Origin of the sequence: Actinomadura darangshiensis (assembly GCF_004349235.1) — a bacterium.
Taxonomy (GTDB): domain Bacteria; phylum Actinomycetota; class Actinomycetes; order Streptosporangiales; family Streptosporangiaceae; genus Spirillospora; species Spirillospora darangshiensis.
Genome location: NZ_SMKY01000124.1, coordinates 1 through 24,376, shown reverse-complemented (window position 1 = coordinate 24,376; position 24,376 = coordinate 1). Strand labels below are relative to the sequence as shown.

Genomic DNA, 24,376 nt, shown 5'->3' with positions numbered 1-24,376 from the left:
CTTCTAGGGAGATCCCATGGTCCGGCTGCCCGGCGACCCGAGCCCGCTCGGACGCGTCCGGTACGCGCTGGGGTTCCGGCTGCCGCCCGGGAACCGCGACTGGGTCCGGCACGACCTGACCGACGCCGGCTGGCGGGGACGCATCCTGCTGCGGCACCTGTACGTGATGGTGCCCGTCTGCCTGCTCCTGGCGCTGCTGCCCGGACCGCCGTGGACGAAGGCGGCGGTGCCGCTGCTGGCGCTGCTCGCCAGCACGCTCACCGTCGCGATCAGCTCGGACGACCTGCGGCGCTCCCGTCTGCACCGGCACGGCCTCCGCCCGCCCGAGCGGTAGGCACGGGCTCGCGGCGGGCCCGCGGCGGACGGGAGCCGGGCGGGCCGGAGCGGACCGGGACCGTCGCGTCGGTGATGGTGACGAGGCGGGCGGCCACTCCCCAGGGCCGCACGGCCTCGTCGACGCGCCGGACCAGCTCCGGGTCGTCCCCGCCCGCCAGCAGGGACGGCAGGTCCGCCAGGTCCCGGTCCGCTATCACGGCGCGCAGCGCCACCTCGGTGGCCGCCTGCGCGGAGGAGGACGGCGACCCGGCCGCATCGGCGTAGCGGACGGGGTCGCCGGTCCCCATCACCGCCAGCGCCTTGACGTGCAGCGGGACGCCGTCCTTGGTCATCGCCCTGAGCCAGATGTCGTGCGGCCTCGCCCCCATGGGGACGCGGACGCCGGTGTCGGCGCCCGGCAGCAGGTACCGCAGGCCGGGCCCGCGGACGCCGAGCGGCCACCCGAACCGCCGGACGACGAGCCGCTCGTGCGGCCCGACCCGGCGCAGCCCGGAGGCGGCGATCATCGCCACCAGCAGCCCGGCGACGATCAGGGCGGCGGCGGGGAAGCTCAGGATGCTCTCCCTCGCGGCGGCGACGTCCATGGCGATCCACCTCCACCTCGGCTCGTCTTCCACTGTCGGCAAGGGCCGGGGATTTCGCCATCGGGTGCGACGCCCATACCGGCAGGGGCGCACCATGCAGGCACGACATGGGGTGTCGCCCATGGACAAGACGCGGCCCATGCGGTGACGTGGTGCCATGAGCAGGACTCCCGCATCGGCGCTGTACTGGCGCATCCTCGGCATCAACGGGCTGATCTTCGCGGCCGGCACCACCGCGCTGGCGGTGGGGCCGGTCACCGTGTCGTCGCCGATCCTGCTGCGCGAGCTCCCGGTCCTGGCCGTCGGGCTGGCCGTCATGATGGCGGCGAACGCGTTCCTGCTGCGCGCCGGCCTGGCGCCGCTGGCGGGCCTCAGCGCGCTGATGACGCGGATGGACTCGCTGCGCTCCCGCGACCGGCTCCCGGCCAGCGGGAGCGGCGACCTGTTCCATCTGGTCGACCAGTTCAACGCGATGCTGGACCGGCTGGAGGCCGACCGCAGCACCAGCACCGCCGTCGTCCTGGACGCGCAGGAGGCCGAGCGGCGCCGCATCGCACAGGAGCTGCACGACGAGATCGGCCAGTCCCTCACCGTCGTGCTGCTGGAGCTGAAGTCGGTGGTGAACCGGGCGCCGGAGGAGGTCGCGGAGGAACTGCGGGGCGTCCAGGAGGTCGTCCGGTCGAGCCTGGACGAGGTGCGCCGGGTGGCGCGGCGGCTGCGTCCCGGCGTCCTGGACGATCTGGGCCTGACCAGCGCGCTCACCGCCCTCGCCACGGACTTCTCCGGGGCGGGCGGCCCGCGCGTGACGCGCCGCGTCCAGACCGGCCTGGAGGGGCTGGGCGCGGACGCCGAGCTGGTCATCTACCGGATCGCGCAGGAGGGCCTGACGAACGTGTGGCGGCACTCCGGCGCGCGGAACGCCGAGCTGTCGCTCACGCAGGAGAAGGACGGCCGCGTCGTCCTGCGCGTGGCCGACGACGGTTCGGGCCCGCCCGCAGAAATCGGAGCCGGAGGCGATCCGGGGGGCGTGGGGGGTCGTCCCCCCTCGAAGGGAATGGCCGGTTCGGGCATCCACGGGATGCGGGAACGCGCGATGCTCATCGGCGCGCGGCTGACGATCGGCCCCTCGAACGGCGGCGGCACCGAGGTGCGGCTGGTCGTCCCGCCGCCGGGCGACCGCCCGAGCTGATCTCAGCGCCGCCCCAGCGCCTCAGCGTCGCCTCAGGGCCGCCTCAGGGCTCGACGAGGCCGACGCGGATCGCGTACTTCGTCAGCTCCAGCCGGTCGCGCATGCCGAGCTTGCCGAGGATGTTCGCGCGGTGCCGGTCGACGGTCTTGACGCTGATCGTGAGCGTCTCGGCGATCCGCTTGGACGAGTACCCCTCCGCGATCAGCTTGATGATCTCCTCCTCGCGCGGGGTGAGGATGCTCTCGGGGCCGGTGCCGTCGCGGTCCCGGGCGAGGAACTCGCGGATCAGCGCGGTGACGGCGGCCGGGTACAGGAACGGCTCATCGCGCATCGCGGCGCGGACGGCGTGCAGCAGGTCGCGGTCGGCCACGGACTTCAGCACGTAGCCGGACGAGCCCGCCTTCAGCGCCTCGAACAGGTACTGCTCGTTGTCGTACATCGACAGGATCAGGGTCCGCACCGTGGGGAAGCGGCGGGCGATCTCCCGCGCGGCCTGCAGCCCCGTCATCCGCGGCATCGCGATGTCGAGGATCGCGAGGTCGACGCCGCCGGCCGCGAGCGCCTCGATCGCCTCCGCCCCGTCGGCGGCCTCCGCGACCACGGTCAGGTCGGGTTCGGCGTCCAGGATCAGGCGCAGCCCGCGGCGCACCAGCGCGTGATCGTCGGCCAGCAGTATCCGGGTGGCCGACTCCCGAGTGTGCACCCGTTCACCTCCGGTCTCGCTCCCATCCTAGGCTCGCGCGCCCGCGAGGAGGCCGGTCCAGCTGCGAATACATAGCGCGCCGGGGCCGATATGGGTGCCGCCCCCGATATCGGCCCGGCCCCCCGCCGCAAAGACTGGACAGCGTACGCAGAAAGGGGCGGACGCATGGCACAGCGAATGGGCGGCGGGCACCGTCCCCCGCCCACGGCGCCGCGGAGACCGTCCTGCGACGGGAGCGTCCCCGGCGTCAGGAGGAGGAACCTATCAACGGCACGAACAAGGCTTTCCGGAAGCCGAAAGGACAGCATGCAAGCGCGGGACATCGCCATACAGGTGCCGACCGTGACGCTGGGCGACTCGATCGCCCACGCGATACAGGTCATGGCGCTCGGCCGGCTGCCGGGCCTGATCGTGGTGGACGAGGCACAGCGCCCCCGGGTCGTCCTGCCGGGCACGCAGGTGCTGCGGCTGGCGGTGCCGATCGCCTACCAGGAGGACCCGGCGCTCACCCGGACCGTGGACGAGGCCCACGCCGACGTCTTCTGGCACGAGATCCGCGACCTGAAGGTCGGCGACTGCCTCGGAACGCACACAGCCCGCCCGGTGATCGTCAAACCGTCCGCCACGCTGCTGGAGCTCGGCACGCTCATGGCCCGGCAGCGCAGCCCGCTGGTCGCGGTGGTAGACGGCGCCGGCCTGCTCGCCGGCGCCGTCACGCTCGACCGGCTCCTGTCGGCGCTGGCGCTGACCAGGCCCGACGACTGACCCGCCCGCCGCGCCGTCCCGGGGACGCGCGGTGACCGCGATCGCGGCCCTGGCCGTGTTCGTGGTCGCGTTCTTCTTCATCGCGACGGAGAAGATCGACAAGGTCAAGGTCGTCCTGATCGCGGCCGGCGCGATGACGGTGCTCGGGCTCGCCCCCGGCGCCGATGTCTTCTTCTCCGAGCACGACGGGATCGACTGGAACGTCATCTTCCTGCTGCTCGGCATGATGATCATCGTCGGGATCATCAAGGGGACCGGGCTGTTCGACTACCTGGCGATCTGGGCGGCCAAACGCTCGAAGGGCAGGCCGTACCGGCTGCTGGTGATGCTGATGCTCATCACCGCGATCGCGTCCCCGTTCCTGGACAACGTCACCACGATCATGCTGGTGGCGCCGGTGACGGTGGTGGTCTGCAACCGGCTGCGCATCCCGGCGCACCCGCACCTCATCGCCGAGGTGCTGGCGTCCAACATCGGCGGCGCCGCCACGCTGATCGGCGACCCGCCGAACATCATCATCGCCAGCCGGGCCGGGCTGACGTTCAACGACTTCCTCGTCCACATGGCGCCGATCGTGGTGCTCGTCTTCATCGCGTTCGTGCTGCTGGCGCGGGTGCTGTTCCGCAAGTCGTTCACCTACGACGAGCGGTACGTGGCCGAGGTCATGTCGCTGGACGAGCGCAAAGCGATCACCGATCCGGCGCTCCTCGTCCGCTGCCTCGCCGTACTGGCCCTGGTGATCGTCGGGTTCATGGTGCACTCGGTGGTGCACGTCGAGCCGTCCATCGTGGCGCTCGTCGGCGCCGGCGTGATGCTGCTGGTCTCGCGCGTCGACGTCTCCGACGTCCTGGACGAGGTCGAGTGGCCCGTCCTGGTGTTCTTCATGGGCCTGTTCGTGATGGTGGCCGGGCTCGGGCACACCGGCGTCATCGAGGAGATCGGCACCTGGGCCGTGGACGCGGTCGGCGACAACTACTTCCTCGCCGCGACCAGCCTGCTGTTCGGGTCCGCCGTGCTGGGCGCGTTCTTCGACAACATCCCCTACGCGGCGACGATGGCGCCGATCGTGGAGGGGATGGCCGCGGGCGCCCCCGACCCGGCGACCGCCGAAGCGCTGTGGTGGTCGTTCGCGCTCGGCGCCGACTTCGGCGGGAACGGGACGGCCGTCGCCGCGAGCGCCAACGTCGTCGCGATCGGCATCGCCGCCAAGACCGGGCATCCGATCAGCTTCTGGCAGTTCACCCGGTACGGGATCGTCGTCACCCTGCTGAGCACACTGATGGCCTGGGTCTACGTGGCCCTGCGCTACTTCTCCTAGGCCCTGCCGGGCACGCCTCTAGTAGGCGTGCTCGGCCATCAGCCGCCGGGACGCCTCGGTGATGCTGCCCGTCAGCGACGGGTACACCGCGAACGTGTGCGCCAGCTGGTCGACCGTCAGGTGCTGCTGGACGGCGATCGACACGCCCAGGATCAGCTCGCTCGCCCGCGGCGCCACGATCACGCCGCCGAGGACGATCCCCGTGGACGGGCGGCAGAACAGCTTCACGAAACCGTCCTCGAAGCCCTGCATCTTGGCCCGCGCGTTGGTGAACAGCGGCAGCATGACCGTCCGGGCGTTCACGTCGCCGGAGTCGACCATGTGCTGCGTCACGCCGACCGCCGCGGTCTCGGGGTCGGTGAAGATGTTGGACGCGACCCAGCCCAGCTTCAGCGGCTGCACCGCCTCGCCGAGCGCGTGCCACATCGCGATGCGCCCCTGCATGCCGGCGACCGACGCCAGCATCAGCACACCGGTGCAGTCGCCGGAGGCGTAGATGTGCGGGACGGACGTCCGCGACACCTTGTCGACCTCCACGAAACCGCGCGAGTCGCACCGGACGCCGACCTCCTCAAGGCCGATGCCCTCGGTGTTCGGCACCATCCCGACGGTCATCAGGCAGTGCGTGCCCTCGACCTTCGTCCCGTCCTCCAGCGTGACGATCACCCCGTTGCCGGACCGCTCGACCGCCGCCGCCCGCGACCGCGACATGACGTTCATCCCGCGCCGCAGGAACACCTCCTGCAGCACGGCCGCGGCGTCGGCGTCCTCCGTCGGCAGGATACGGTCCCGCGACGACACCAGCGTGACCTGCGAGCCGAGCGACAGGTACGCCCCGGCGAACTCGGCGCCCGTCACGCCGGAGCCGACCACGATCAGCTCCTCGGGCAGCTCGGGCAGGTCGTAGAGCTGGCGCCAGTTGAGGATGCGCTCACCGTCGGGCTCCGCGCCGGGCAGCACCCGCGGCGTCGCGCCGGTCGCGATGAGCACGTTGTCGGCCTCGATGCGCCGGTCGCCGACCGCGACGACATGCGGCTCCACCAGCCGCGCCTCCCCGCGGACGATCTTGACGTCCTCGTAGGCGAGCCGTTCGGCCACGTCGAACGACTGGGCCCGCGCGAGGTCCTTCACGCGCTTGTTGACCTCGGGCATGTCGGCCTCAAGGGCGCCGACGATCCCGTCCGGGCCGCCGTTGAACCGCAGCCCGAGGCCCGCCGACTCCGACATGACCGCCATCCGGGTCGAGGTGGCGATGAGCGTCTTGGAGGGCACGCAGTCGGTGAGCACGCACGCGCCGCCCGGACCGTCCCGTTCCACGACGGTCACGTCCGCGCCGAGCTGCGCCGCGACGAGCGCGGCCTCGTACCCGCCCGGGCCTCCTCCGATGATCACGATACGGGTCACATCTTCCATTCTTTCCTACTCACGAGAGTGAAAAGTCCCACGCCACCCCAGTTCTCCAGCCCCCACACCCCCGAGACGTGCGTGGCGCGTTCCCTGTGGGGGACAACCCCCACACCCCCGAGACGTGCGTGGCGCGTTCCCCGTGGGGGCCAACCCCCACACCCCCGAGACGTGCGTGGCGTAGCCTTGGCCAACGTGGCACTGTACGCGGCGTACGCCTCCAACATGGATCCCGAGCAGATGGCTAGCCGGGCTCCGCATTCCCCGATGCGCGGCACGGGCTGGCTCGCCGGATGGCGGCTGACCTTCGGCGGGCAGGACAAGGGCTGGGACGGGGCCCTCGCAACGGTCGTCGAGGACGACTCCGAGCAGGTCTTCGTCGTCATGTACGACGTGCCCGCCTGGGACGAGAAGGAGCTTGACGGCTGGGAGGGCGCGGCGCTCGACGTCTACCGCAAGCTCAGGATCCGGGTGCAGACGCTGGACGGCGACGCGCTCTGCTGGCTGTACGTCCTGGATGACTACGAGGGCGGGCTGCCGTCCGCGCGCTACCTCGGCATCCTCGCGGACGCGGCGGAGAAGGCCGGCGCCCCCGACGACTACGTGAAAGAGCTGCGCGAACGCCCCTGCAGGTCGCTGGGCGACTGATCAAGCCACGGGGCACGCGGCTGTAGTGTCGGCGATGTGAGCAACGACGCTTTTGCACTGGCGCGCGACGCGGCGGACGTGCTGCGCGACCGCACGTCCATCGACGCGTTCGACGTCGCCCTCGTGATGGGGTCCGGGTGGGTTCCGGCGGCCGACAAGCTGGGCGAGCCCGTCGCCGAGCTGACGGTGACCGACCTTCCCGGTTTCGCTCCCCCGGCCGTGGAGGGCCACGCCGGGCGGATCCGGGTCGTCGAGGCGGGCGGGCGCCGCGCGCTGGTGTTCCTCGGCCGGACGCACCTGTACGAGGGACGCGGCGTCGACGCGGTCGTGCATCCCGTCCGGACGGCCCTGGCCGCCGGTGTGACGACGATGGTGCTCACCAACGCGGCGGGCGGGCTGCGGCCCGAGCACCAGAGCGTCGGCGACCCGGTGCTGATCTCCGACCACCTGAACCTGTCCGGCGCGAACCCGCTGACCGGCGCGACCTTCCTCGACCTGACCGAGGCCTACTCGGGACGCCTGCGGGCGCTCGCCAAGGAGGTCGACCCGACGCTGTCCGAGGGCGTCTACGCGGCGTTCCGCGGCCCGACGTACGAGACGCCCGCCGAGATCCGGATGCTGCGCGCACTGGGCGCGGACATGATCGGCATGTCGACCGTGCTGGAGACGATCGCGGCCCGGCGGGGCGGCGCGGACGTGCTCGGCATCTCCCTGGTCACCAACATCGCGGCCGGGCTGTCGGACGAGCCGCTCGACCACGAGGAGGTCCTCGCGGCGGGGCGTGCGTCCGCCGGCCGCATGGGCACCCTGCTCGGCACCGTCCTCGCCAAGCTGTGACGCGCCCCGGCGCGGGCGAGCGCCGGGCGGCTGGAACGGCATGGGCGGGGAACGTGCAGGCCGTGGGCATCTACCGGATTCGAGGGCTGGTCGAGGGATGAGCGATCTGCGGGCGCAGGCCGAGGAGTGGCTGGCCCAGGACCCGGACCCCGAGACGCGGGCTGAGCTTCGGGCGGTCCTGGACGACGACCAGGCGCTCGCCGAGCGGTTCGGGGCGCGGCTGGAGTTCGGGACGGCCGGGCTGCGCGGCGAGCTGGGCGCCGGGCCGAACCGGATGAACCGGGTGACCGTCATGCGCGCCGCGGCCGGGCTCGCCGCCCGCCTCCCGCCCGGCGGCCGTGTGATCATCGGCTTCGACGCGCGGTACGGCTCGCGCCGGTTCGCCGATGACACCGCGGCCGTGCTCAGCGGGGCGGGGCTGCGGCCCGAGGTGTTCGCCGATCCGGTCCCGACGCCCGTGCTGGCCCATTTCACCCGGACGTTCGACGACATCGTGGCGGGCGTCATGGTCACGGCCAGCCACAACCCGCCGCGCGACAACGGCTACAAGGTGTACTGGGCGGACGGGGCGCAGATCGTCCCGCCGACGGACGCGGAGATCTCCGCCGCGATCGACGCCGTCGGCCGCGTGGACGAGGTGCCGCTCGGCGAGGGCTGGCCCGTCCACACCGATACCGACCTGTACCTCGACGCGGTGTCGTCGCTGCGCCTCGGCGGCGACCGCGACATCTCGATCGTCTACACGCCGATGCACGGCGTCGGGCGCGACGTCCTGCTCGCGGCGTTCGACCGTGCCGGGTTCCCGGCCCCGATCGTCGTCCCGGAGCAGGGCGACCCCGACCCGGACTTCCCGACCGTCGCGTTCCCGAATCCGGAGGAGCCGGGCGCTCTCGATCTGGCGCTGGGCCTCGCCGAGGCGCGGAACGCCGACCTGGTGATCGCCAACGACCCGGACGCGGACCGCTGCGCCGTCGCCGTCCGGGCCCCGTCCGGCTGGCGGGCGCTGACCGGGGACGAGGTCGGCGGGCTGCTCGCCGAGCACGTCCTGCGGCACACCACCGGCGATGACCGCCTGGTCGTCACGACGATCGTGTCGTCGTCGCTGCTTCGCTCGATCGCGGCCGCGCATCGGGTCCGGTTCGCCGAGTCGCTGACCGGCTTCAAGTGGATCATGAAGGCGGGCGGCGCGGCCGACCGGCCGGTGTTCGGGTACGAGGAGGCGCTCGGCTACAGCGTCGGCGACGACCGGGGCGTCCTCGTCAACGACAAGGACGGCATCGGCGCCGCCCTGGCCGTCGCCGCCCTCGCCGCCGACGCGAAGCGCGACGGCCGCACCCTTCTCGACCTGCTGGACGCGCAGGCCCGCAAGTACGGCCTCCACGCCACGTCCCAGCTGTCGATCCGGGTGGACGACCTCTCACTCATCAAGGCCGCGATGGCCCGCCTCCGCGCCGCTCCCCCACGCGAACTGGCCGGCCACCCCGTCGAGTCCTTCGACGACCTGGCCCGTCCGGCCGACGGCCTGCCCCCCACCGACGGCCTGCGCTTCCGCCTGGCCGGCGGCTCCCGAGTGGTCATCCGCCCCTCGGGCACGGAACCAAAGCTCAAGTGCTACCTGGAAGTCGTCCTCCCGGTCGGCGACGACATCACCGCGGCCCGCGCCGAAGCCGCCACCGCCCTGGAAGCCCTGCGCACGGCCCTCGCCACGACCCTCGCCTGACGAGGGTCAGTTGGTCATGGAGATGATCAGGCTCACCACCAGGGCGGCCAAGGGGACGACCAGGGCGGCCACCGCTGGGATCGACCACTGGATCGTGCCTTGGGAGGGGGGTTCGGAGTCGGCCTTGGCCTTGGCGGCGGCGGCCTTGTCGGGGGCGCCGGAGCGGGCCTTCGGGCGGTTGCGGTCCTTGATCTCGTTCAGCTGCCGGGCGGCGAACGCCGTCGGCGTCCGGCCGCGGAGGTCGAGGCCCTCGCCCTTGTTCTTGCGGGCCTCCTTCTCGGCGCGCGCCTCGGCCTTGGCCTGCGCGCGGGGGGACGTCTGGAGCACCCAGGCCCGGGTCTCCACGTCCGTCCCGCCGGGACCGGTGAAGGCGACCGTGACCGCGTTCCGGCCCTCGATCCTGCGGACCGCCCCCCACGGCGCCCGGACGTCCCGCAGGGGGTTGCGGATCGTGACGCCATCGTCGTCGCCGCGGATGATCGGCCGCAGCCCGACCGCGTAGGCGATGCCGCAGCCGAACAGCAGCAGGAACGCGATCGTGAGCGTCGTCAGCGAGTAGTCGGGGTCACCGGTGATGCCGACGAACAGGTCCACGAAGTTCAGCACGGCGAACACGAGCCACGCGTAAGCGGCGACGCGCCCGCCGGTGGAGCGAATGGTCATGGCCCGATCATGCCAGGGGACGGGCGCCGCTCCACTTGAGCTGCGCGAAACCGGGCTTGATCACGCCGTTGATCAGTTCGAGCCGCTCGTTGAACGGCGCGAACGCCGACTTCATCGCGTTCACCGTGAACCACTGCAGGTCGTCCCAGCCGTAGCCGAACGCCTCGGTGAGGTTCGCGAACTCCTCCGACAGGGTCGTGCCGCTCATCAGCCGGTTGTCGGTGTTCACCGTGACACGGAAGCTGAGCCGCCGCAGCAGCCCGATCGGGTGCTCGGCGATCGACTTCGCCGCGCCCGTCTGGATGTTGGACGTCGGGCACATCTCCAGCGGGATCCGCTTGTCCCGCACGTAGTCGGCGAGCCGGCCGAGCCGCGCGTCGTCGCCGTCCGCCTCGATGTCGTCGATGATCCGGACGCCGTGCCCGAGCCGGTCGGCGCCGCACCACTGGATCGCCTGCCAGATCGACGGCAGCCCGAACCCCTCGCCCGCGTGGATGGTGAAGTGCGCGTTCTCCCGCTGCAGGTACTCGAACGCGTCCAGGTGCCGGGTCGGCGGGTACCCGGCCTCGGCGCCGGCGATGTCGAACCCGACGACGCCCGCGTCCCGGTACCGGACGGCCAGCTCCGCGATCTCCATGGACCGCGCCTGGTGCCGCATCGCCGTGACGAGGGTCCCGACCCGGATGCCGAACTCCTCGCGGCCGCGCGCGAACCCGTCCAGGACGGCCTCGACGACCTGCTCCAGCGACAGTCCCGCGCGCAGGTGCTGCTCGGGCGCGTACCGGACCTCCGCGTAGACGATCCCGTCCTTCGCGAGGTCCTCGGCGCACTCGTACGCGACCCGCGTGAGCGCCTCGGCGGTCTGCATCACCCCGACGGTGTGGGAGAACGTCTCCAGGTACCGTTCGAGCGACCCCGAGTTGGCCGCCTCCTCGAACCACGTCCGCAGGCTTTCCGCGTCGGTGGTGGGCAGGTCGGCGTACCCGGTGTCCCGCGCCAGGTCCACGATGGTGGCGGGCCGCACGCCGCCGTCCAGGTGGTCGTGCAGCAGCACCTTCGGCGCGCGCCGGATGTCCTCAAGAGTCGGCCGAACGTTCATTCCTCGAACCTACCCGCCCCGCGCCCCCTCGGCCTCGTCAACTCCCGCCCGCGGGAAAGCGATTCCGGCATGGCGCGAAGTACGGGTGTCCACCATCCACACCCGCTTCGGAGGAACGGCATGACAGAGACACGGACTTGAGCGCCGGCGTGGACGAGCAGCTCACCGACACCGAGCATCCGACCGACACCGAGCTCGCCGCCCGTTTCCGGCGCGATCCCGAGCTGTTCACCGCCGTGTACGACCGCTACTACCGCGACGTCTACCGGTACGCCGCCGGGCGGCTGGACGTGCAGGCCGGCGAGGACGTCGCGGCCGAGACGTTCCTGACCGCGTTCGCGAGGCGGGACCGGTTCGACCCCGAGCGCGGCGGCCTGCGGCCCTGGCTGTTCGGCATCGCCACGAACCTCGTCGCCCGGCACCGCCGCGCGGAGGCCCGGCACTACCGGGCGCTCGCGGCGGCCCCCGCACGCGCCGACGGCGGCCACGAGAACCGCGTCGTCGCGTCCGTCGCGGCCGAGCGGATGAAGCCCGAGCTGGCGGCGGCCCTGACCGCCTTGTCACGCGGGGAACGCGACGTCGTCCTGCTGGTCGCCCTCGCCCAGCTCACCCACGAGGAGGTCGCGGACGCACTCGGCATCTCCTACGGGACGGTCGGGTCCCGCCTCAGCCGCGCCCGCAAGAAGCTCACCAAAGCCATCGACAAGGAGGCATTCCATGGATGACCTGCAGATGCTCGCCGAGGCGCTGCACAAGCCCGACCCGTCCCGCGAGGCGGTCGACGAGGGCCGGCACCGGCTGCAGAACGCGATGCGCCGCCCGTCCCGCCGCCGCAGGACGGCCTGGACCGCCGCCGGGCTGGGCCTCGCCGGCGCCGCCGCGGCCACCGCGGTCGTCGTCACCACCTCCGGATCCGGCGGGCCCACCGGCACGCCCAACGGCCCGCCGTCCCCGATGTCGGCGCGGCAGGTCCTTCTCGTGGCCGCCGAGTCCGCCGCCCGCGCGCCGGAGGGCAAGGGCACCTACTGGCACGTCGAGTACGTCCGGAACGGGCCCGGCGCCGAGGGGCGGAGCCGGGAGAGCTGGGAGAGCTGGACGACCCGGACCGGCCGGACCTGGACGAGCAGCGCGAAGGCCGGCGGCAGGCTGCTCAAGGGCTCGTCCGGACTGTCGCTGGGCGGCCTTCCGGTGACGTTCAAGCAGGTCGAGAACCTGCCGGCCGAACCCGCCGCGCTCAAGAAGTGGATCGCCAAGGGCTGGCAGGGGAGCGACGTCCGCACCAGCGCGGGCAAGCTCACCGCCGCCGACCGCCGGGAGTTCGGTCTCTACTCGCTCGTGTCCCTGGTGACCGACGTCCCCGCGGCACCCGGGGTCCGCGCCGCCGCCTTCCGGGCGATCGCGACCTATCCGGGTGTGCGGAGCCTCGGCGAAGTCGACGGCGGCCAAGGATTGGAGTTCGGCTCCGAGCCGCAGAGGCTGGTCGTGGATCCGGCGACCGGCCGGGTGCGCAACACCAACTTCTACGTCCCCCAGAGCGGCGGAACGGTCTGGATCCAGCCCCCGGCCACCATGACGATCACCGCGTCCTGGACCGACACCAAGCCCGCCTGACCGTTCAGGGGCGGGGGCCCGTCTCCGTGCCCCCGCCCCTGGCGACGATCGATCAGCCGGTGGCCTTGGCGTATTCGCCCATGCCGCCTGCGAAGTCGAACATGATGCACGGTTCGTCCCCGACGACCCAGGCATCGTGCCCGGGCTGGACGACGAACACGTCACCTGGCCCGACCTCGCCCTCCGCGCCGTCCCGCATGAGGATGCGCATCCGGCCTTGGACGACATATCCGTTGTGGTGGACCTCGCAGAGGTCGGTGCCCGCGAGGTCTCTGACCGACTCCGTCCAACGCCATCCGGGCTCGAACGTCGCCTTCCCGAAGACCAGGCCCGTCAGGTTGACGACCTCAAGGTGCCCTCTAGGGAAGTCCCGCCGGTCGTCCGGCTTCTCGATGCTCTTGATTTCCGCCATGATGGGTCCCCCTTTCACCATCACCTTTCACGCTTGCACCCTCGCTGACCTGCGTCAAGAAGCGGAGCAGCAGCGGGGTCGCGAGGCTGAGGGCGCCCGCCGCCGCGATCGCGGCGCGGGGGCTCGTGAGACCGGCCAGCAGGCCCCACAGGGCGGTCATGGCGGCGGTCGTGGCCTTGCCGGTGACCGACCACGCGGACAGCATGCGGGCGGTCAGATCCGCCGCCGTCTGCTCAAGCCGGTACGCGGCGACCAGCGGCTGGAACACGCCCACACAGGTGATCAGCCCGAACTCCACGGCGATGACGAGGAGCAGCCCGGCGGCGCCCGGCCGGACGAAGGCCAGCCCGAGCAGCCAGCACGCGCGCAGGGACCCGGCGGCGACCATGACCCGGTACCGGCCGAACCGCGCGACGAGCGGGCCCGCCAGCCGGGAGCCGAGAAGGCCGCCGGCGCAGGGGACGGCGAACGCCAGCCCGTACTGCCAGGGCGTGAACCCGAGCCGGCCGAGCATGAGGACGGCGAGGACCGGCGCCGTCGCCATGATCAGGCCGTTGACCAGGAGCGTGTTGCAGAACAGCCGGCGCAGCGCCGGGTGGCGCAGGATGTGCCGCCACCCTTCGAGCAGGTCCCCGGCGCGCGGGCGGGGCGCGGCGGTCTTCGCGGCGCGCGGCTCCGTCCCGCCCATCGCGCGGACCCCCGCCGCCGACAGCAGGTAGCTCACCGCGTCGGCGACCACGGTCGTGACCGGGCCGAGCAGCCCGATCGCGGCCCCGCCGAGCGGCGGGCCGAGCATGGTGGCGGTCCACCTCGTGGCCTCCAGCCGCCCGTTCGCGACGATCAGGTCGTCCGGCCGCACGAGCGCCTTCAGGCAGGCGCCGCCGGCCGCCGTGAAGGCGATGTCGGCCGTGCCCACGATCACTGACACAACCACCAGTTGGGCGAAGGTGAGCCCGCCGAGCAGGTAGGCGGCGGGGACGCTCAGCAGCGCCGCGCACCGCACCAGGTCCATCGCGATCATCACCGGGCGCTTGCGGTGGAAGTCGATCCAGGGGCCGAGCGGCACCGCCACCGCGGCCCCCACCAGCAGGCCGGCGGCGGCCAGCAGCGACACCTGGGCCGGTCCTGCGTCCAGGACCAGGATGGCGATCAGGGGGAACGCGTCGAAGGCCAGGTACGTCCCGAACGTGCTGATCGTCAACGCCGTCCAGAGCCACCCGAACGGCCGTCCCAGCGATCGTCCAGACCCCATGCGCACCCCTCGTCCCGTCGGCAAGGAGATCAAAGCGGGCGGAGGGGACCGGAAGCAAACAACCCTTGGGCGCCCTGCACAACCATCCGTTGTGCTGCGTCGAGCGATGAGGGGTATCTGAAATGTCAACAATCTGCTTGATCACAGATCTCACAACTTCGGCCATCAAATTGTTGACAATCTTGTTTTCGAAATCGTACGATCACCGGCACGCCAGCGCGGCGCTGTCCGGTCGGGCGAGCGCCGGCTTCCCTCCGCCCCTCGACCGGCGCCCTGGAGGACCCCCGTGATCAGACACCGCGCGGCCCTGGCCGCCGCCGCTTCACTGCTCCTCCTCACTTCCGCGTGCGGAGGCGGGGACGGCTCGGACGCGTCCGGCGACGGCCCGGCCTCGGTGAAGGTCAGCGTCATCCCGATCGTCGACGTGGCGCCGATCTACCTCGGAGACCAGCAGGGCTTCTTCGCCGAGCAGGGCCTGAAACTGGAGCTCCAGACCGCCCAGGGCGGGGCGGCCATCGTGCCCGCCGTCGTCAGCGGCCAGGTGGACTTCGGGTTCAGCAACTACACCTCGCTGATCATCGCCCGCTCCAAGGACCTGCCGCTCAAGGTCGTCGCCCCCGGAGCCGGCTCGACCGGCGTGCAGGGCAAGGACTTCGGCGGTGTGGTCGTCAAGGCCGGCAGCCCGATCAAGTCGGCCAGGGACCTCGCGGGCAAGCGGGTCGCGGTCAACACCCTGAACAACATCAACGACACCACGGTCCGGGCCTCGATCCGGGCGGCCGGCGGAGACGCCAAGAACGTCAAGTTCACCGAGCTGGCCTTCCCGGACATGCTCGCCGCCCTGGACAAGGGCAACGTGGACGCGGTCCAGGTCGTCGAGCCGTTCCTCGCGACGGCCAAGAAGGACGGCGCGAAGGTCATCGCGTCCAACTACGTGGACACCGCCCCGAACCTGACCATCGCCGGCTATTTCACCTCGCAGAAGACCGCCGGTGAGAAGCCCCGGCTGGTCGAGAAGTTCACGGCGGCGATGCGGAAGTCCCTGAAGTACGCCGATGAGAACCCCGACGCGGTGCGCAAGGTCCTCGGCACCTACACCAAGATCGACCCGTCGCTGACCGGCTCGCTGACGCTGCCGAAGTACCCGGCGGAGGCCAACGGCGCGTCCCTGCGGACCCTGTCGACGCTCGCCGTGCAGGACGGGCTGATCAAGAAGGCCCCGGACGTCAAGGACCTCCTGCCGTGACGGCGGTACCGGCGCACGCGGCGGAACGCGGCCGGGGCGGACGCCGTCACCGCCCACCGCCCGCCTGGGCTCTCGGCCTGGCCGGGCTGCTGTGCCTGACGGCGGTGCTGGAGCTGGCACCCCGGGCGGGACTGGTGCGGGAGCGCTTCCTGCCGCCGTTCAGCGAGATGGTGTCCGCACTGGCCGACCAGGCCGGGACCGGGGCGTTCTGGCACGCCCTGCTGGAGACGCTGCGCGGCTGGGCGATCGGCCTGGCCATCGCGACGGCCGCCGGCATCGTCCTCGGCATCGTGATCGGCGGCGTCCCGCTGCTGCGGGCCGCGCTGTCCTCGACGATCGAGTTCCTGCGTCCCATCCCGTCGGTGGCGCTGATCCCGCTGGCCGTGCTGCTGTACGGCACCGAGATGCGCTCCACGCTCCTGCTGGTCGTCTACGCCTCCTTCTGGCAGGTGCTGGTGCAGGTGCTGTACGGCGTGCAGGACGTGGACCCGGTGGCCCGGGAGACCGCCCGCTCGTACCGGTTCCGTCCGCTGACCCAGGTGCGGACGGTGCTCTGGCCGACCGCGCTGCCGTACGTGCTGACCGGGTTCCGGCTGGGGGCGGCGGTCGCGCTGATCCTGGAGATCACCGGTGAGCTGGTCATCGGGTCGCCGGGCCTCGGCAAGCAGATCGCCGTGACGCAGACCTCCGGCGCGGTGGCGTCGATGTACGCGCTCGTCATCGTGGTCGGGCTGATCGGCGTGGCCGTCAACGCGGCCGCCCGCGCCGCCGAGCGCCAGGTGCTGCGATGGCACCCGTCCGTCCGCGGAGAGGCGGTCTCGTGAGCGTCATGGACGCCATGCGCCGCTTCCTGCTGCTGGTCACGGTGCCCGCGCTGCTGGTCGCGGCGTGGTGGGCGGCGACGGCGAACAGCACCGACTTCTTCTGGCCGCCGCTCAGCAAGATCCTCGGCACGTTCGGCGAGACCTGGTTCGACGGCCGGTTCACCGCCGACGTCCTGCCGAGCCTGGCGCGGCTGCTCGCGGGCTACCTGCTCGCCCTGGTCATCGGCGCGGGCCTCGGCGTGGCGATCGGCTCCGTGCGCGTCCTGCGGGCCTTCCTGGAACCGGTGCTGGAGTTCTTCCGGGCGATACCGTCGCCGGTGCTCGTGCCGGTCCTGATGCTGTTCGCCGGTATCGGGAACGGGATGAAGGTGCTGGTCATCGTGTCCGGCTGCGTCTGGCCGATCCTGCTGAACACGGTGGAGGGCGTCCGCGCGCTGGACGAGGTGCTGCGCGACACCGCCCGCTGCTACCGGATGCGCCCGCACTCGCGCCTCGTCCACCTGGTGCTGCGGGGCGCGAGCCCGCGGATCGCCGCCGGCGCGCGGCAGGCGCTGTCCATCGGGATCATCCTCATGGTGATCAGCGAGATGTTCGCCGCGAGCAACGGGCTGGGCTTCACCATCATCCAGTTCCAGCGCAGCTTCTCCATCCCGCAGATGTGGAGCGGCATCATCCTGCTCGGTCTGATCGGCATCGCGCTGTCGGCCGTCTTCCACCTCGTGGAGGCGCGGGCGCTGAACTGGTACACCGGCCTGCGCCGGTCGCAGCGAGAGAGTTGAGATGACGATCGAATCACCCGGCGGCCCGAGTGCCGCCACGGCGCTGCTGGACGTCCAGCGGCTGCGGAAGGTCTACGAGGGGAAGGGCCGCGGCGTCGAGGCCGTCCGCGACCTGACCTTCACCGTCGGGGCGGGCGAGCTCGTCTGCATCGTCGGGCCGTCCGGCGCGGGCAAGACCACCCTGCTGAGATGCGTCGCCGGGCTGCTGAACAGCACGTCCGGCAAGGTGGTGCTCGAAGGGCGGACGGTGACCGGCCCGCCCCCGGGCATGGCCGTGGTCTTCCAGGAGTACGGCCGCAGCCTGTTCCCCTGGATGACCGTGCGGCAGAACGTCGAACGTCCGCTGAAGGAGAAGCGGGTCCCGAAGGCCGAGCGGCAGCGGCTCGTCGCGGAGGCCCTCGACGCGGTCGGCCTGGCCGGCTCCCACGACGCCCACCCCTGGCAGCTGTCGGGAGGCATGCAGCAGCGCGTGGCCATCGCCCGCGCGGTCGCCTACGAGCCGCACATCCTGCTGATGGACGAGCCCTTCGCCGCCGTCGACGCCCAGACCCGCGCCGACCTCGAAGACCTCGTCCGCGCCCTGTGGAAGCGTCTCGGCGTGACCGTCCTGTTCGTCACGCACGACATCGACGAGTCCGTCTACCTGGGCCAGCGCGTCATCGTGCTGTCGAACTCGCCGACGGTCGTGCTGGAGGAGGTCCCCATCGACCTGCCGGACGAGCGCGACCAGCTCACCACCCGCTCCGCCGCCCGCTTCACCGAGTTGCGGGGGCACGTCTACCGGCTCGTCCAGCGGGCCAAGGACGGCCACCGGCCGCAGGACTGAACCGGTGCACCCGGCCGCGGCCGGAGACCCTAGAATCGGTCGCCGGATCAGCGGCGATCCGCGCGCCGATGGGATGGGCGTGCCCAGCGCAGGCCCGAGCGAGGAGTCATGGCAGCGCACGAGCGGATGACGGACGCCCCCGGCGGCAGCGGGCAGCCGGACGTCGCGGCCGCGATCCGCGAGGGGATCGCCCGCGGCGATTTCGCCCCCAACCAGCGCCTTGTCGAGGCCGATCTGGCCGAGTTGTTCGGCGCGAGCCGCAGCGGCGTGCGGTCGGCGCTGATCGAGCTGACCAACGAGGGGCTGGTCGAGCGCGTCCAGCACCGCGGCGCCCGCGTCCGCGCGGTGACCCTGGACGAGGCCGTCGAGATCTCCGAGGTGCGCATGGCGGTCGAGGGGCTGTGCGCCGCGAAGGCCGCCGAGCGCGTCACCGATGAGGAGATCGCCGCGTTGAGGTCCCTTGGCGACGCCATGCGGGCCGCGGTCGCGGACGGGCACGTCCTGCGGTACTCCGCGCTGAACAAGTCACTGCACCAGCGGATCGTCGAGATCAGCGGCCAGGAGACCGCCGCCGGGGTGCTGCGGAGACTGCGTGCGCAGGCCGTCCGGTTCCAGTTCCGGCTGGCCCTCGTCCCCGGCCGGCCGAACGTCTCCCTGGCCGAGCACCTGGCCATCATCGACGAAATCTGCGCTCACTCCCCCAACGCAGCCGAACAAGCGGCCCGCCGCCACCTAGAAAGCGTCATCAACGCCCTGAAAACAGTCTGACCCCGCCCGACCCCACGGCCCGGGCATGGCCGCGGTGGACACCCGGCGCGTAGACAGTAAATTAGCTAAGTGCCATACTCTTTGGATGCTGGACGTCGAGCTGGTGAAGGCGCTCGCCAATGACAAGCGGCTGCTGATCCTGGAGTGGCTGCGCGAGCCGGAGCGGCACTTCGCGCCGCAGCGGGACGGTGACCTGGTCCGGGACGGGGTCTGCTCGCTGTTCATCGCCCAGAAGCTGGGGGTGAGCCAGCCGACCTGCGGTGAGCACCTGCGCGTGCTGTCGCGGGCCGGGCTCGTCCGCGGCAGCAAGATCAAGCAGTGGGTGTTCTACCAGCGTGACGAGGACCGGATCGCCGAGGCGAAGGAGCTGCTGAGCGGTGAGTGGTGATGGTGGAGTCGAGGCCGTCGAGCGGACGGAGCCGTACGAGCGGCTGATCGCGGACCTGGAGGCGGCCGGGGCGCGTTTCCGGCTGATCGACCACCCGCCCGAAGGCCGCACCGACCTGGTCAGCGCCCTGCGCGGTAACGAGGTCGCGCACGCCGCCAAGTGCCTGGTCGTCATGGTCAAGGTCGGCAAGAAGCAGAGCCGGTACGTCCTGGCCGTGGTGCCGGGCGACGCGCGTCTCGACCTCCAGGCCGTCAAGGACCTGCTGGACGGCACCTACGTCGCGTTCGCCGGCCGTGAGAAGGCCGAGGAACTCGCCGGCAGCGTCAGCGGCACCGTCCTGCCGTTCAGCTACCACCCGAGGCTGGAGGTGGTCGCCGACCCGGCCCTCCTGCGCGTCCCGGAGCTGTATTTCAACGCCGCCCGGCTGGACCGCTCGATGGCCCTGGCCACCGACGACTACGTCCGCCTGGCGTCCCCCCGGATCGCTCCCATCACCGCCGCGTAAGCGGCGTCAGGACTGCGGGTTGGAGTAGACGCGGCGCGGGGTGATGAGGACGGCGGCCCGGCGCTCCTCCGCCATCACCCGGTCGTAGGCGTCCCAGTCGTCGTGGGTGCCGCCGGCGGCCTGGAAGACGTCGCGCAGCAGCAGCCGCAGCGCCTCGCCGTCCACCTCGGGATGCGGGTCGTCGAGGCCGATGATCTCGGCGTCACCCTCCACGGTGGCCCACCGCCAGCCCGCGCGCGCGACGATCGTGGCCCGGGGTTCGGCCCGCAGATTGTGCAGCTTGCGGGAGCCGCCGATGGCGACGAGCCCGACGACCTGTCCTCCCCGCAGCGGGTGTTCCAGGACGCCGGCGTTGGCCACCGACGACTGGACGGAGCCGTCGCCCCGCACCGTACTGACCACGCACAGGCCGTGGTCGAGAGGTATCAGATCGGCGAAGACGGCAAGATCGGTCATCACTTGAGGCTACCCACGCCGCCGACGATGGTCCACGGCTGGTCGGAGCGGGCGTCCGGCGTGCCGGGGGCGGGACGCCACTCACGTACGTCGACCAGCCCGGGTTCGGCCAGCTCGAAGCCGGCGAAGAACCCCCGGATCTCGGCTCGCGTCCGCGGAGTGAGCGGCGCGCCGGAGGCGCGGAAACCCCGCTGCGCCGTCCCCATGACCTCGCCCGACGACTCGCTCGCGGTGTGCGAGACGACCAGGTGGCTGCCCGGGGCCATCGCCGCGCGCAGCCGTGCCACGATGCCGCGCGGATCGTCGTCCGGGCCGACGAAGTGCAGGATGGCCACCAGCAGCACGGCCACCGGCTCCCTGAAGTCGATCAAGTCGCTGATCACGGGATCGGACAGGATCCGCGCCGGCTCGCGGAGATCGGCCTCGACGACCTGGACATCGTCCGATGTGCCCAGCAGGGCCCGCGCGTGCACGATCACGACGGGGTCGTAGTCCACGTAGACGACGCGGCTGCCCGGCGCGACCGCCTGCGCGACCTGGTGGACGTTCTCCTGGGTGGGCAGCCCGGCACCGATGTCGATGAACTGCCGGACGCCGCGCTCCTCGGCCAGGAACCGCACGGCACGGCCCAGGAATTCGCGGTTCGCCCGCGCGGTCAGCGGGGCGGACGGATTGGCCTTGGTCATCTCCTCGGCGACCCGCTGGTCGGCGAGATAGTTGTCCTTGCCGCCGAGCAAGTAGTCGTAAATACGGGCGCCATTGGGAACGGCGGTGTTCACACCGTCCGGTAACGCTTCCTTGTCGGCCACGCGCTCTCCTTCGTCGGTTTGGCGCCGATCCTAAGCCCGGCCGCGACGTTCAGTCCGCGAGGGCGGGGTCGGCGCCGTGGGCCAGGAGGCGCTGGATGGCGGCCGTCCTGCCGTTGGCAGCCGCGGTGCGAAGGGGCAGGCGGCCCCATTCGGCGTCCGGTTCGTTGACCGGGGTCCCGGCGGCGACGAGTTGATCGATGACGTCCAGGCGCTGGTGGTCGGCGGCGAAGACCAGCGCTCGAAGCTTGCTCTGATGGCCGGAATCCGCCAATGGCCACCCGCCGATGTCTCCGGCGGCAGCGGCCATTTCCAGGCTGTCGATTCGTGCGCCCGCGGCCACCAGGACGTCCACTACTTCGGTCATGCCGAACACGGCGGCGTGAAGGAGGGCCGTGCCGCCGGGGACGCCACCGGAGTCGGGCGCGGACGCGGCCTCGATGTCCGCGCCGGCTTCGATCAGCACCCTGGCGACGTCGGCGTCGCCGTAGCTTGCGGCGGTGATGAGCGGCGTCTCACGGTCGCCGGGATGGCCGTCGACCGGAGCGCCCGCCTCGATCAGAGTCCGGGCGACGGTGCCGGTGCCGGGCAGGCCGGGAGGCAGGCCGAGCCGGTCGTGGTCGAAGCGGAGCATCGCCATGTAGGCGACGGGGTCGGCGCCCTTCGGGTGGTCGCACCAGTGCTCCATCCTGGCGGTCGCCATCTCGGGGTGCTCGGCCAGCAGCCTTGTCAGACGGGACAGGTCCCGGCTGTTGAGGACGTCCCGGCGCTCGACCTCCAGCTTCAGCTTCGTCCAGCTCGCGAAGCCGTACTCGCGGGCGAGCGCGAGCCGGGCCGCGGACAGGATGAGCTCCGAGGAGACCGCGTGGATGCGGGCGATCGCTCCGGGGGTGCCGCGCTTGGCGGCGCGCAGGAGGTCTTTGGCCTGGTGGCGGAGCTGGTCCAGGTCGGGACGGGCGGGCAGGTCCGGCATGACGTCTCCCTGGTCACCCCGTGGTCCGCGGCGGGGCCGGAAGACATCGCGGCCTGCTGTTCGATGCGAGAGGTGGACTCCGTCCTGCCCGCGGACCCGGCGGCGCCCTCCCGCGCCGTCCGGCCATCGTAGGCGACGACGGCGTGAGCAGGGTCAGGGCGCGGAGCCGAGGGAGGCGACGAGGTCGCGCATCTCGTCGTGGTAGACGGTCGCCGGGTCGTGGACGATGGCGCGCAGGTGGCCGTAGATCTCCAGGGCCAGCAGCCCGTGCATGCGGCCCCACACGCGCATGGTCAGCGCCAGTGCCGCCGGAGGCAGGCCCGGGAAGTCCTCCCGGATGTGGGCGCCGAGCGTCGGGTCGAAGTCGGCCCATTCGTACGCGCCGTCGTCCGGCTGAAGTGCGGCGGCCTCCGGCCAGGCGGCGGCGACGAGACCGGTGAGACCGGTGCAAGCGCGCAGCTCGGCCTCCTTGCCGGGGCCGTCGTCGGGGGGCCGGTAGCCGGGCACGGGATCGCCGTAGATCAGCCGGAAGCCTTCGGGGTTGGCCAGCGCCCAGGCGCGCATGGCCAGCGCCCAGGCCATGATCCGGCCGCCGGGGTCGCTTTCGGGGACGGCGTCGCGGGCGGTCTCGGCGGCGGCCACGGCGGCGATGTAGACGTCCCCGATCAGTGCCGTGACCAGGTCGTCGCGGGTGCGGAAGTAGCTGTAGATCGCGCCGGCCGTCATGCCCATCTCGCGGGCGATGGCGCGCAGCGAGATGGCGTCGGGGCCGCCGTCCGCCATGAGCTTCAGCGCGATCGCCTTGATCTCGGCGCTGGTCTGCGCGCGCATCCGGTCGCGGCGGCTCACGGTCGGCTCGGTCACGCTTGACACTCTACAGCGTTGGAGTACTGTACGCCGTGCTTTCTCTGAACAGTGTGTAGTAAATCAACGGCATGCAGGAGACTCATGGAACGGGACCGGCTGCGCCTTGGGCTGCTGGCATTGACACAGCTCATCGTCGCTCTCGACTACAACATCGTGTACGTGGCGCTGCCCGACATCGGGCGGACGCTGGGCTTCAGCCCGTCCTCCGTGCAGTGGGTGGTCAGCGCCTACGCCGTCGGGCTCGGCGGGCTGCTGCTGTTCGGCGGACGCGCCGTGGACCGGATCGGCCCGCGCCGCATGTTCATGACCGGGCTCGCGCTGTACGGCGTCGCCTCGCTGGCGGGCGGCCTGGCGTCCGGCTCCGAGGTGCTGGTCGCCGCCCGCGCGGTGCAGGGCGCGGGCGGCGCTCTGCTCACACCCGCGACGCTCACCCTCATCTACCGGGGCTTCGCCGAGGGACCGGCGCGCAACCGGGCGCTCGGCGCCTGGGGCATGGCGGGCAGCGCGGGACTGGCCGCCGGGTCGCTGCTGGGCGGCGTCCTCACCAACTACCTCGGCTGGGAATGGGTGTTCTTCGTCAACGTGCCCCTGGCGATCGGCTGCGCCCTGGCCGCGCCGCGGCTGCTGCCCGCCGACCCGCCCCGGACGCCCGGCCCCTTCGACGTGCCCGGCGCGGTGCTGGCCACCGCGGGATCCGCGCTGCTGGTGTTCGGCCTGGCGAGCGGCCCGGACGCCGGGTGGACGTCGCTCCGCGGCGCCGGTGCCCTGTCCGCCGGGGCGGTCCTGCTCGCACTGCTGCTGGTGGTGGAGGCCCGCACCCGCGACCCGCTGATCCCGCTGCGGCTCGCACGGGGCCGCAACCTGGCCACCACCATGGTGGTGATCGCGATCTTCCAGGCCACGCTCGGCGGCGGCTACTACGTCCTGACGTCCTACCTGCAGCCCGTGCTCGGCTACAGCTCGCTGGAGGCGGGCCTGACGTTCCTGCCGCTGACGGTGGTCTGCATGCTCACCGCCCTCAAGCTCACCCCGATGCTGCTCGGCCGCTGGGGGATCCGCACCGTCCTCGCCGTCTCGACGACGGGCACCGGCGCGGGCATCGCGGTGCTCGTCGCGGGCACCACGTCCGGCGGCGGTTTCTGGACGCTGCTGCCCGGCGGCATCGTCTGGGGCCTGTTCGGCGGCGTCGCCTTCGTCGCCCTGTTCGCGTCCGCGGGGTCCGGCGTCGCGCCACACGAGCAAGGTGTCGCGTCCGGGCTGGCCACCACCGCCAAGGAGGTCGGCGGCGCGATCGGCCTCGCGGTCTTCGTCGCGATCGCCACCGGCTCGCGCGACCTCCTGGACGGCCTGCACGCCGCCGGCTGGACCGCCGCGGCCGTCACCACCGCCGGCGGCCT

At 72.1% G+C, this 24,376-nt stretch carries 28 protein-coding genes; 17 read left to right on the top strand and 11 right to left on the bottom strand.

Annotated features, from left to right (window positions below; translation table 11 throughout):
- The first annotated feature begins 16 nt into the window (after positions 1-16).
- Positions 17-334: a DUF5313 family protein gene (locus E1293_RS24870; protein WP_132199865.1), complete on the top strand. Its 318-nt coding sequence runs from the start codon at positions 17-19 to the stop codon at positions 332-334.
- Here E1293_RS24870 and E1293_RS24865 read toward each other — a convergent pair.
- Entirely contained in the window at positions 270-920 is a 651-nt protein-coding gene (locus E1293_RS24865; protein WP_165978378.1) for an SPFH domain-containing protein, read from the bottom strand. The two genes, E1293_RS24870 and E1293_RS24865, sit on opposite strands and share 65 nt — an antisense overlap.
- A gap of 157 nt (positions 921-1,077) precedes the next feature.
- Between E1293_RS24865 and E1293_RS24860 the strand changes: the two genes are divergently transcribed.
- The gene (locus tag E1293_RS24860; protein WP_132199863.1) at positions 1,078-2,109 is read left to right on the top strand and encodes a HAMP domain-containing sensor histidine kinase; all 1,032 of its coding nucleotides are present in this window, start codon (positions 1,078-1,080) and stop codon (positions 2,107-2,109) included.
- 43 nt (positions 2,110-2,152) lie between these two features.
- Here E1293_RS24860 and E1293_RS24855 read toward each other — a convergent pair whose 3' ends face one another.
- Positions 2,153-2,812, bottom strand: coding sequence for a response regulator (locus E1293_RS24855; protein WP_132199862.1), 660 nt, complete (start codon positions 2,810-2,812; stop codon positions 2,153-2,155).
- Between the two features lie 306 nt (positions 2,813-3,118).
- Between E1293_RS24855 and E1293_RS24850 the strand changes: the two genes are divergently transcribed.
- Both E1293_RS24850 and E1293_RS24845 read left to right on the top strand, forming a co-directional pair.
- Positions 3,119-3,577 carry a CBS domain-containing protein gene (locus E1293_RS24850; RefSeq protein ID WP_132199861.1) on the top strand — a complete coding sequence of 153 codons (459 nt, stop codon included), beginning with the start codon at positions 3,119-3,121 and terminating at the stop codon, positions 3,575-3,577.
- Between the two features lie 31 nt (positions 3,578-3,608).
- A complete protein-coding gene (locus E1293_RS24845) occupies positions 3,609-4,895 on the top strand; it encodes an ArsB/NhaD family transporter (protein WP_132199860.1) in 1,287 nt (428 codons plus the stop codon).
- Between the two features lie 18 nt (positions 4,896-4,913).
- Here the strand turns inward: E1293_RS24845 and E1293_RS24840 are convergent, their stop codons facing one another.
- On the bottom strand, positions 4,914-6,299 hold the full coding sequence (locus E1293_RS24840) for an NAD(P)H-quinone dehydrogenase (RefSeq protein WP_132199859.1): 1,386 nt from the start codon (positions 6,297-6,299) through the stop codon (positions 4,914-4,916).
- A gap of 195 nt (positions 6,300-6,494) precedes the next feature.
- Between E1293_RS24840 and E1293_RS24835 the strand changes: the two genes are divergently transcribed.
- The 3 genes from E1293_RS24835 (at position 6,495) to E1293_RS24825 (ending at position 9,504) form a co-directional block, all read left to right on the top strand.
- Positions 6,495-6,947: a gamma-glutamylcyclotransferase family protein gene (locus tag E1293_RS24835; RefSeq protein ID WP_207939071.1), complete on the top strand. Its 453-nt coding sequence runs from the start codon at positions 6,495-6,497 to the stop codon at positions 6,945-6,947.
- A 36-nt stretch (positions 6,948-6,983) separates the two neighbouring features.
- On the top strand, positions 6,984-7,784 hold the full coding sequence (locus E1293_RS24830) for a purine-nucleoside phosphorylase (protein WP_132199858.1): 801 nt from the start codon (positions 6,984-6,986) through the stop codon (positions 7,782-7,784).
- A gap of 97 nt (positions 7,785-7,881) precedes the next feature.
- Positions 7,882-9,504 (top strand): phospho-sugar mutase, encoded by a 1,623-nt coding sequence (locus tag E1293_RS24825; RefSeq protein WP_132199857.1) that lies wholly within the window; start codon positions 7,882-7,884, stop codon positions 9,502-9,504.
- A 6-nt stretch (positions 9,505-9,510) separates the two neighbouring features.
- Here E1293_RS24825 and E1293_RS24820 read toward each other — a convergent pair whose 3' ends face one another.
- Both E1293_RS24820 and E1293_RS24815 read right to left on the bottom strand, forming a co-directional pair.
- The gene (locus E1293_RS24820) at positions 9,511-10,167 is read right to left on the bottom strand and encodes a PH domain-containing protein (protein WP_132199856.1); all 657 of its coding nucleotides are present in this window, start codon (positions 10,165-10,167) and stop codon (positions 9,511-9,513) included.
- 7 nt (positions 10,168-10,174) lie between these two features.
- Positions 10,175-11,266: an adenosine deaminase gene (locus E1293_RS24815; RefSeq protein ID WP_132199855.1), complete on the bottom strand. Its 1,092-nt coding sequence runs from the start codon at positions 11,264-11,266 to the stop codon at positions 10,175-10,177.
- Between the two features lie 137 nt (positions 11,267-11,403).
- Between E1293_RS24815 and E1293_RS24810 the strand changes: the two genes are divergently transcribed.
- Both E1293_RS24810 and E1293_RS24805 read left to right on the top strand, forming a co-directional pair.
- Positions 11,404-11,991 carry an RNA polymerase sigma factor gene (locus tag E1293_RS24810; protein ID WP_132199854.1) on the top strand — a complete coding sequence of 196 codons (588 nt, stop codon included), beginning with the start codon at positions 11,404-11,406 and terminating at the stop codon, positions 11,989-11,991.
- On the top strand, positions 11,984-12,877 hold the full coding sequence (locus E1293_RS24805) for a CU044_5270 family protein (RefSeq protein ID WP_132199853.1): 894 nt from the start codon (positions 11,984-11,986) through the stop codon (positions 12,875-12,877). The genes E1293_RS24810 and E1293_RS24805 overlap by 8 nt, the downstream gene beginning before the upstream one ends.
- A gap of 52 nt (positions 12,878-12,929) precedes the next feature.
- Here the strand turns inward: E1293_RS24805 and E1293_RS24800 are convergent, their stop codons facing one another.
- Both E1293_RS24800 and E1293_RS24795 read right to left on the bottom strand, forming a co-directional pair.
- Entirely contained in the window at positions 12,930-13,289 is a 360-nt protein-coding gene (locus E1293_RS24800) for a cupin domain-containing protein (protein ID WP_132199852.1), read from the bottom strand.
- Positions 13,237-14,541 carry an MFS transporter gene (locus E1293_RS24795; protein WP_132199851.1) on the bottom strand — a complete coding sequence of 435 codons (1,305 nt, stop codon included), beginning with the start codon at positions 14,539-14,541 and terminating at the stop codon, positions 13,237-13,239. Before E1293_RS24795 ends, E1293_RS24800 begins: the two co-directional genes overlap by 53 nt.
- A 286-nt stretch (positions 14,542-14,827) precedes the next feature.
- Between E1293_RS24795 and E1293_RS24790 the strand changes: the two genes are divergently transcribed.
- From E1293_RS24790 to E1293_RS24760, 7 genes are all read left to right on the top strand, one after another.
- A complete protein-coding gene (locus E1293_RS24790) occupies positions 14,828-15,787 on the top strand; it encodes an ABC transporter substrate-binding protein (protein ID WP_132199850.1) in 960 nt (319 codons plus the stop codon).
- Positions 15,784-16,611: an ABC transporter permease gene (locus E1293_RS24785; RefSeq protein WP_132199849.1), complete on the top strand. Its 828-nt coding sequence runs from the start codon at positions 15,784-15,786 to the stop codon at positions 16,609-16,611. The genes E1293_RS24790 and E1293_RS24785 overlap by 4 nt, the downstream gene beginning before the upstream one ends.
- A 5-nt stretch (positions 16,612-16,616) precedes the next feature.
- On the top strand, positions 16,617-17,390 hold the full coding sequence (locus E1293_RS24780) for an ABC transporter permease (protein ID WP_132199869.1): 774 nt from the start codon (positions 16,617-16,619) through the stop codon (positions 17,388-17,390).
- Between the two features lies 1 nt (position 17,391).
- Entirely contained in the window at positions 17,392-18,216 is an 825-nt protein-coding gene (locus tag E1293_RS24775; protein ID WP_132199848.1) for an ABC transporter ATP-binding protein, read from the top strand.
- Between the two features lie 108 nt (positions 18,217-18,324).
- Positions 18,325-18,984, top strand: a complete 660-nt coding sequence (locus E1293_RS24770; protein ID WP_243716500.1) for a GntR family transcriptional regulator — start codon at positions 18,325-18,327, stop codon at positions 18,982-18,984.
- A gap of 85 nt (positions 18,985-19,069) precedes the next feature.
- Entirely contained in the window at positions 19,070-19,372 is a 303-nt protein-coding gene (locus tag E1293_RS24765) for an ArsR/SmtB family transcription factor (RefSeq protein WP_132199847.1), read from the top strand.
- The gene (locus E1293_RS24760) at positions 19,362-19,877 is read left to right on the top strand and encodes a YbaK/prolyl-tRNA synthetase associated domain-containing protein (RefSeq protein ID WP_207939070.1); all 516 of its coding nucleotides are present in this window, start codon (positions 19,362-19,364) and stop codon (positions 19,875-19,877) included. Before E1293_RS24765 ends, E1293_RS24760 begins: the two co-directional genes overlap by 11 nt.
- A 6-nt stretch (positions 19,878-19,883) precedes the next feature.
- Here the strand turns inward: E1293_RS24760 and E1293_RS24755 are convergent, their stop codons facing one another.
- The 4 genes from E1293_RS24755 to E1293_RS24740 all read right to left on the bottom strand — a co-directional run bounded on the left by E1293_RS24755 (position 19,884) and on the right by E1293_RS24740 (position 22,976).
- Positions 19,884-20,333, bottom strand: a complete 450-nt coding sequence (locus E1293_RS24755; protein ID WP_132199846.1) for a TIGR03618 family F420-dependent PPOX class oxidoreductase — start codon at positions 20,331-20,333, stop codon at positions 19,884-19,886.
- On the bottom strand, positions 20,333-21,142 hold the full coding sequence (locus E1293_RS24750; protein WP_132199845.1) for an SAM-dependent methyltransferase: 810 nt from the start codon (positions 21,140-21,142) through the stop codon (positions 20,333-20,335). The genes E1293_RS24755 and E1293_RS24750 overlap by 1 nt, the downstream gene beginning before the upstream one ends.
- Before the next feature lie 49 nt (positions 21,143-21,191).
- Positions 21,192-22,112, bottom strand: coding sequence for an ankyrin repeat domain-containing protein (locus E1293_RS24745; RefSeq protein ID WP_132199844.1), 921 nt, complete (start codon positions 22,110-22,112; stop codon positions 21,192-21,194).
- Positions 22,113-22,265: 153 nt separating this feature from the next.
- On the bottom strand, positions 22,266-22,976 hold the full coding sequence (locus E1293_RS24740) for a TetR/AcrR family transcriptional regulator (RefSeq protein ID WP_243716499.1): 711 nt from the start codon (positions 22,974-22,976) through the stop codon (positions 22,266-22,268).
- Positions 22,977-23,060: 84 nt separating this feature from the next.
- Here E1293_RS24740 and E1293_RS24735 point away from each other — a divergent pair.
- Positions 23,061-24,376: MFS transporter (locus E1293_RS24735; RefSeq protein WP_132199843.1), on the top strand; the 1,316-nt coding region annotated here is incomplete at its 3' end.